The 6,845-nt window shown below is 70.4% G+C and carries 9 protein-coding genes; 6 read left to right on the forward strand and 3 right to left on the reverse strand.

Features of this window, described 5'->3' with window-relative positions; all coding sequences use genetic code 11:
- The first annotated feature begins 163 nt into the window (after positions 1-163).
- Both D7W79_RS36330 and D7W79_RS36335 read left to right on the forward strand, forming a co-directional pair.
- Positions 164-592, forward strand: coding sequence for a hypothetical protein (locus D7W79_RS36330; protein ID WP_043321345.1), 429 nt, complete (start codon positions 164-166; stop codon positions 590-592).
- The gene (locus tag D7W79_RS36335) at positions 589-1,095 is read left to right on the forward strand and encodes a hypothetical protein (protein WP_171437590.1); all 507 of its coding nucleotides are present in this window, start codon (positions 589-591) and stop codon (positions 1,093-1,095) included. Before D7W79_RS36330 ends, D7W79_RS36335 begins: the two co-directional genes overlap by 4 nt.
- Before the next feature lie 63 nt (positions 1,096-1,158).
- On the opposite strand, the gene D7W79_RS36340 is transcribed toward D7W79_RS36335, so the two are convergent.
- Genes D7W79_RS36340 through D7W79_RS36350 form a run of 3 tightly spaced genes read right to left on the reverse strand, consistent with a single transcriptional unit; the run spans position 1,159 to position 4,330 of the window.
- The gene (locus D7W79_RS36340) at positions 1,159-2,355 is read right to left on the reverse strand and encodes a class I SAM-dependent rRNA methyltransferase (protein WP_120529877.1); all 1,197 of its coding nucleotides are present in this window, start codon (positions 2,353-2,355) and stop codon (positions 1,159-1,161) included.
- Positions 2,352-3,191, reverse strand: coding sequence for an HAD-IIB family hydrolase (locus tag D7W79_RS36345; protein WP_120529878.1), 840 nt, complete (start codon positions 3,189-3,191; stop codon positions 2,352-2,354). Before D7W79_RS36345 ends, D7W79_RS36340 begins: the two co-directional genes overlap by 4 nt.
- Positions 3,188-4,330: a hypothetical protein gene (locus D7W79_RS36350; RefSeq protein ID WP_120529879.1), complete on the reverse strand. Its 1,143-nt coding sequence runs from the start codon at positions 4,328-4,330 to the stop codon at positions 3,188-3,190. The genes D7W79_RS36345 and D7W79_RS36350 overlap by 4 nt, the downstream gene beginning before the upstream one ends.
- An 88-nt stretch (positions 4,331-4,418) precedes the next feature.
- On the opposite strand from D7W79_RS36350, the gene D7W79_RS36355 reads away from it, so the two are divergent.
- The 4 genes from D7W79_RS36355 to D7W79_RS36370 all read left to right on the forward strand — a co-directional run.
- Positions 4,419-5,360 carry a magnesium transporter CorA family protein gene (locus tag D7W79_RS36355; RefSeq protein ID WP_120529880.1) on the forward strand — a complete coding sequence of 314 codons (942 nt, stop codon included), beginning with the start codon at positions 4,419-4,421 and terminating at the stop codon, positions 5,358-5,360.
- Positions 5,361-5,401: 41 nt separating this feature from the next.
- On the forward strand, positions 5,402-6,187 hold the full coding sequence (locus tag D7W79_RS36360) for an alpha/beta fold hydrolase (RefSeq protein ID WP_120529881.1): 786 nt from the start codon (positions 5,402-5,404) through the stop codon (positions 6,185-6,187).
- 34 nt (positions 6,188-6,221) lie between these two features.
- Positions 6,222-6,491 (forward strand): carboxymuconolactone decarboxylase family protein, encoded by a 270-nt coding sequence (locus D7W79_RS36365; RefSeq protein ID WP_120529882.1) that lies wholly within the window; start codon positions 6,222-6,224, stop codon positions 6,489-6,491.
- 30 nt (positions 6,492-6,521) lie between these two features.
- Positions 6,522-6,845: carboxymuconolactone decarboxylase family protein (locus D7W79_RS36370; RefSeq protein WP_120529883.1), on the forward strand; the 324-nt coding region annotated here is incomplete at its 3' end.

A 6,845-nucleotide genomic window follows, 5' to 3' on the forward strand; every position in this document is an offset into this window, starting at 1 on the left:
GCCTCGCGCGGGTTTCTGGGGCGGCAGCAGTCCTGCCAGCCGCTCCCATTGGGCGTCTGTCAGCTCTCCTCGGCTCATGCCCTCCTAACACCCGGCTCCCCTCGAACTATTTGCGGACACGTCCTAGTTCTCATCCCGGGTCCGGACTGGTATGACTGCACGTATGACGCTCGAAGAAGCCCAGCGACTGGTGCAGTCATTCATCCGGGCCCACGGAGGCGATGCGCAGGCCTCCGGGCTGAACGCGAAGGGATTTGGCGGCGCCGCGCTTGGCGACGCGCAGGTCTACTTCGAGCATGTGAAGGACTCGGGGGCGCTGAAGTGCAGCGCCCTCATCTACCGCTTCCGCGACGCGCCCCGTCCGGGCGTCATCGACGGCTTCCGTGACGAAGAGAAGAAGGGCACGGACGCCGGCGGCGGCAAGGTGGACTACGAGACCGAGAACAAGAGCCTCTTCCTGAGCCGCACGTACGGCGTGGTGCCGTCGGAGCAGCAGTTCAAAGAAGACGTCGACCGGCTCGTGGAAGCCAGCCTCGTGTGGGGCGACGAGGTGTTCAACCGCGTCGCGGACCGCGTCATCCCCGCGAAGTGATCAGCTCCTTTACCAGCAAGCTGCAGTGGCTGCTGTCCTCCATGGGCATGGCGCGTCCGGCGCCGTCCGCGGGCGGACCGATGACGCGCGACGCGGCCCGGCAGCTGGTGAAGTGGTACCTCCAGTCCCAGGGCGCCGGCGTCAGCGAAGGCCTCAACGAACAGGGACTGGGCGGCATGCTCAACGGCGAGGGCCAGTACGCCTTCGAGCACGTCGAGTCCCCGCCCGCGCTCAAGTGCAGCGCGCTCATCTACCGGTTCCGCGAGCCGCCCAAGCCCGGCATCATCGAGGGCTTCCGGCAGCAGCAGGAAGAGGGCACGGACACCGGCGGTGGCAACGTCGACTTCGAGCCCGGCAGCGGCAGCCTCTTCCTCACCCGCACCTACGAAGTCGTGCCGGACGGCCGCGAGTTCACCCGCGACCTGGACCGGCTGGGCAAGGCCAGCATCGTCTGGGGCAAGGACGTGCTGGACCGCGTGGCCCACAAGGTCTTCGGTACCTGAGCGGCTCCCGTGCACCGCGGGAGGCGCGCCTCATGAAGGCGCGCCCCGGGGCCGGGCGGTCCGCTACACCGACTGCATCACGTAGAACTTAAGGTACTTCCCTTCCGGGAACTGCAGGCGCACGGGGTGGTCCGGCGGCTGGTAGCGCTCCTCCACGAGCGCCAGGTCCACGCCGGCCTTGAAGCCCGCCTCGCACACGGCGCCCATGAACATGTCCCCCGTCACGCGCGCGGAGCACGACGCGGTGGCCAGCAGCCCGCCGGGACGCAGGAGCGCCAGGGCCTGCCGGTTGAGCGACGCGTAGCCGTCCACGGCCGCCTCCACCGCGCGCTGGCTCTTCGCGAAGGCGGGCGGGTCCAGGATGATGAGGTCGAAGGTGCGGCCCTCCTCCTTGAAGGACTGGATGAGGGCGAACACGTCCGCCGCCAGGAAGTCGTGCTTCGCCGCGGGCAGCCCGTTGCGCGTGAAGTTCTCCCGTGCCAGCGCGATGGCCTCCGGATCCTGATCCACGGAGAAGACGCTGTTGGCCCCGCCCAGCGCCGCGTTCACGGAGAAGCCGCCGCTGAAGCTGAAGCAGTTGAGCACGTCCCTCCCCTGCCCCAGCCGGCGGATGAGGTGGCGGTTCTCTCGCTGATCCAGGAAGAACCCCGTCTTCTGCCCCTTCCACGCGTCCACCAGGAAGATGGCGCCGCGCTCGCGGATGGGGATGAGCTCCGGGGCCTCCTCGCCCCACAGCATCTTCCCGCTGCCGCGCCCGTCGTCCTCCTCCACGTCGTCGCGCCCCACCTCGTCACGGCCGAGGATGCCCTTGAGGCCCGGGACGCCCGCCTTCAGCGCCTCCACGATGAGGGGGCGGTACGGGGTGAGGCCCGCGGAGTACAGCTTCATCACCGCCCAGCCCGCGTACAGGTCCACCACCACGCCGGGAAGGCCGTCGCCCTCGCCGTGGATGAGGCGGTAGCTGTCCGTGTCCTTCAGGTCGATGAGCGCCGTGCGCGCGGCCAGGGCACGCTGCACGCGCTGGGTGATGAAGCGCGAGTCCACCGTCTCGCGCGAGTCCCGCGTGAGCACGCGCACCGCGATGGCCGAGTGCGGGTCGTAGTACCCGCGCGCGACGAACTTCCCGTTCTCCGTCAGGTCCACCACGCTGCCGGCCGGGATTCGCGGCATGTGCTCCAGGGCCTTGCGGAACACCCACGGGTGCCCCGCGCGCAGGTGACGCCCCAGGCCCCGGGCCAGCTCCAGCTTCACGACATTCACGTTGAAACTCCTCGACTGCGGACCGTCCGGCGGCGGGCGAGGAGGGCACGCGCCAGCTCCTCGAAGCCCCGCCCCTCGGGCGCCCGGGTGATGAAGGCCGGCGGCGCATCAATGCGGTCCAGCACCGCGCGCACGTTGGCCACGCCCACGCCCAGCTTGAACGCCTGGAACATCGGAGCGTCGTTGAAAGAATCCCCCGCGTAGACGTACCGGCCGTCCGCGGGCTCCAGCTTCTCGCCCCACGCCACCTTCGCGAAGCGGCGCGACGCGGAGAGCTTGTCGAAGCGGCCCAGCCAGCAGTTGACGTGGACGGACGAACGCACCGCCGTCACGCCCCGCGCCCGCAGCAGCGACTCGATGCGGGAGGCCCCTTCGTCGCCCAGCCGGGCCTCCTCGTTGTAATCCACGGCGAGGTCCACTTCCGTGTAGCGGCTGTCCACGGACAGCCGCGCGCCGGGCACCTGGGCGAGCACGCGCTGGACCTCCTTCTCCAGTCGCTGGCGGTTGGCCACGCGCCGGGCCGGCGGCTCCAGGTACACCTTGCGCAGCTTCCCCCTGGCGTCCTTGAGGAAGAACAGCCCGCCGTTCTCCACGACGACGCCGTCCACGGGGAGCTGCCGGGCCCACGCCTCGCCCCACCCCGCCGGACGGCCGCTCACCAGCACCACACGCAGGCCGGAAGCGGACAGCTGCTCCAGGGCGCGCACGGTCTGGCTGCGCAGCTTGTGGCCCGTCGTCAGCGTGCCGTCCACGTCGGTGAAGACGCCCTGCACGCCGGACAGGTCCGCCTGCCGCAGGGGGCGCGGCTCCGCGACCTTCGCTCTGACGGCCGTCACATCACGTCCAGTTGCGCGAGCTGGGCCTGGAAGGACTCGATGGTGGAGAGCAGCTCCGGGCCCGTGAGCGTGGCGAGCTTCAGCTTGCGCGCCTTGCGCAGGAACGCGTCCATGGTCGCGTCCCGGCCATAGAGCGACTGCGCGCTGGCCGCGGCCTCCGCCAGCGCCTTGGCGGACGCGACGGGATCCTTCTTCGACTGGGCCAGCGCGCGCTCCAGGCGCACGCCGCACGCGGCCCACACCTCGCGGTCGTGGAGGATGAGCAGCTGGCGCTGGTTCACCGCGGACAGGCTCCGCACCAGTTCGTCCAGGCCTTCCGTCACCGCCAACAGCCGTCCCTGCTCCGGGGCGGATTCGAGCGCGAGCGCGCCAATCTCCGCGCGGGCCTCGACAATGTGGCGCTTGTCCTGCGCGCGCAGGTTCCGGTACGCGGCGGTGCGGCCGAAGGCGTCCAGCTCCGTCTGGAGCTGCTGCGCGTTCCAGAGCACCTCCTCCGGCTTCGCGTCACGCACCTTGTTGAGCCGCGCCGCGACGATGCGCGACAGGTCCGACGTGATGGCGCGCACCGTGACGGCCGCCTTCACCTCCGCCTCGTAGCCGGGCACCACCTGGGCGCGCGACACCTCTCCGAAGGTGCTCGCGGACTCGAAGACGAGCTGGCTCATCTGTTCGCGGTAGTCGGACCGGAAGCGTTGGATCTCCGCCAGCAGCTGCCAGCGGTCGCTCACCACGGACGGGTTGCGCATGGCCTCGCCCAGCTGGGTGATGCTCTGGGCCAGCTTCGCCATGCCCTCCTGGAGCATGCCGGGCACGTCCGCGGGGCCCTTGCGGGACGCGGACGCCTGCGGCGTGCCGGGGAACTGCTCCCGGATGACGTTGAGCAGCGCGTTGACGTCCATCACCGTGTCGCGGATGACCGGCGCCATCTCCTCCCACAGCGACAGGTCGGGGCTGGCGTCGACGACGGGCGTCTCGTACTTCACCAGGTCCAGGTCGCTCAGCCGGGAGATGGCCTGGGCCGCGGCGAGATACACCGCGCGCAGCCGCGCGGCGAAGGCGCGGTCGGGCAGCGACTGGAGGATTTGTTCGAGCCTCGGGGTCAGGGAGGCCGGCGGGGGATTCTCGGCGGCAGCGGACACGTTGCCCTCACTCTACCGCTCGACATCGCGTTCGGGGAGTTCTAGCAAGCGTCCCAGGCCCGACAGGTGGGCCGGGGAGTCCACGGAAATGATCCAGGTCTGTCTGTGGGAGGACGGCAGGGCTGTCTCGGGGGGTGAGGAGCTGCTCGACCGGCCGGGGCCCAAGTGGATCGACGTCCTGGAGCCGGACGCGGAGGTGATGGGCCGGCTGGCCGAACGCTTCCAGCTGCACCGCCTGGCGGTGGAGGACTGCCTGCACCTGGACCAGCGGCCCAAGCTGGAGGAGTACCCGCACCACCAGTTCATCGTGCTGCAGGGCTTCAGCTGCGGGTCGGACGTCACGGAGCTCACGCTGCACGAGCAGCACTTCTTCCTCGCGCAGGACTGGCTCATCAGCGTGCACGCGCTGCGGCTGCCCAGCCATGAAGCCGTCGTGCGGCGCGTGAGGGACGACCCCGCCGGCACGCTGGGCCGGGGCGTGGACGTCATCCTCTACCTGCTCACGGACGCGCTCGTGGACGCGCAGTTCCCCATCATGGACGACTTCAGCGACCGGCTGGACGACCTGGAGGACGCCATCTTCGCCCAGCCGGATCCGGAGCACCTCCAGCGCATCTTCCAGCTCAAGCGCGCGCTGGTGACGCTGCGCCGCGTGCTGTCCCCGCAGCGGGACGTGGTGGGCATGCTGTCGCGCCGGGGCATCCCGCAGATCCAGGAGAAGACGACGCTGTACTTCCGCGACGTCTACGACCACCTGGTGCGGCTGTACGAGCAGATCGACTCCAGCCGCGACGTGGTGGGCAACGTGATGGACGGCTACCTGTCCATGGTGGCCAACCGCACCAACGACATCAGCAAGCAGCTCACCATCTTCGCCACCCTCTTCCTGCCCCTGTCCTTCATCGTGGGGTTCTTCGGGCAGAACTTCGAACAGTTGACGCACCCGGGCTGGTACGCCGCCATGTGGGTGACCATGGTGGGCTTCCCCGTGGGGCTCGTGGGCTGGTTCAAGTACAAGAAGTGGATCTGACGCCGCACCCGGACGGCCTCGAGGGTCCGAGGGGAGGACGCATGCTGACGGTCGCCGTGGATGGGATTCCGCTGCACTACCGGGACGTGGGCCGGGGTTTTCCGGTGCTGCTCCTGCACGCCTTCCCGCTGGATGGCTCCGCGTTCGACCGGCAGGTGGCCGCGCTGTCCGCGCGCTACCGCTTCCTCGTGCCGGACCTGCGCGGCTTCGGGCAGAGCCGGCTGGGTGAAGGCCCCACCCAGATGCGGACGCTGGCGCAGGACGCGCTCGCGATGCTGGACGCGCTGAACATCGACGCGGCGGTGGTGGGCGGCGTGTCCATGGGCGGCTACGCGGCCCTGGCGCTCTTGCGCGAGGACCCGGGCCGGGTGCGCGGGCTGGTGCTGGCGGACACGCAGTGCACCGCGGACGACGCCGCCGGACGCGACAAGCGCGAGGCCACCGCCCAGCAGGCGCTGAAGGAAGGCACGGCGTCCGTCGTCCAGGGCCTGGTCCCCAAGCTGGTCCACGCGGGGCCGGAGTCCCCGGTGGGCCGCGAGGTGATGAAGCTGGGGCTGGCCGTCCCGCCGGAGTCCATCGCCGCCGCGCAGCGGGGCATGGCGCTGCGGCTGGACAGCAAGGACCTGCTCGCGCGCTACGCGGGGCCCGCGCTCGTCGTGGTGGGCGAGCACGACACGGTGACGCCCCTGGCGAAGGCGAAGCAGATGGCGGACCTGGTGCAGGGCGCGCGGCTGGAGGTCATCCCCGGCGCGGCGCACCTGCCCAACCAGGAACAGCCGGAGGCCTTCAACACGGTGCTGGACAGCTTCCTCTCGTCGCTGGCCTGATGGGCGTCCCCGTCCATAGCCAGGGAAGTGCGCGATGAGGAAGCCCCCCGCCCCGGAAGCCATGTACCTGCCCGACGTCGAGTCGCACGAGTCCGACGGGCACTACGGGAAGATGATCGCCATGGCGCGGGCCGGGGGCATGACGCCGCCGGGCATCTGGCACCTGTTCGCGTTCAAGCCGCGCATGACGGACGCGCTGTCCGCCTTCACGCACGAGGTGATGCGCGGCCCGTCCCCGCTGTCCGCCGGGCTGCGGGAGCTCATCGCCGCGTACACGTCGCGGCGCAACGCCTGCGTGTTTTGAACGGGCTCCCACGCCGCGGTCGCGGCGGAATTGCTGGGCAGCACGGAGCGCGTCCAGGCGGTGCTGGACGATGTGAGGACGGCCCCCATCCCGGAGGCCGAGAAGGCGTTGTTCGCCTTCGTGGACCGGCTCAACGACGCGCCCGGAGACGTGCGCCGCGAGGACGTGGAGCGACTGAAGGCCGCCGGCTGGACGGACGAGGCTGTCTACGACGCGGTCTCCGTCTGCGCGCTGTTCAACTTCTACAACCGGTGGATTGACGGCACCGGCGTCCAGGGCCTCTCACCGGCCATGTACGAGCGGTCCGCGAAGCGCATGGCCGCGGGCGGCTACCTGCCCGCGCCGCCCCCAGGC

This window comes from Corallococcus exercitus, assembly GCF_003611585.1.
Lineage (GTDB): Bacteria > Myxococcota > Myxococcia > Myxococcales > Myxococcaceae > Corallococcus > Corallococcus exercitus.

Coding starts and splice junctions, on each gene's coding strand:
- D7W79_RS36360 (WP_120529881.1), top strand. CDS start 5,402: ATGCTGACGGTCGCCGTGGATGGGATTCCGCTGCACTACCGGGACGTG.
- D7W79_RS36330 (WP_043321345.1), top strand. CDS start 164: ATGACGCTCGAAGAAGCCCAGCGACTGGTGCAGTCATTCATCCGGGCC.
- D7W79_RS36355 (WP_120529880.1), top strand. CDS start 4,419: ATGATCCAGGTCTGTCTGTGGGAGGACGGCAGGGCTGTCTCGGGGGGT.
- D7W79_RS36365 (WP_120529882.1), top strand. CDS start 6,222: ATGAGGAAGCCCCCCGCCCCGGAAGCCATGTACCTGCCCGACGTCGAG.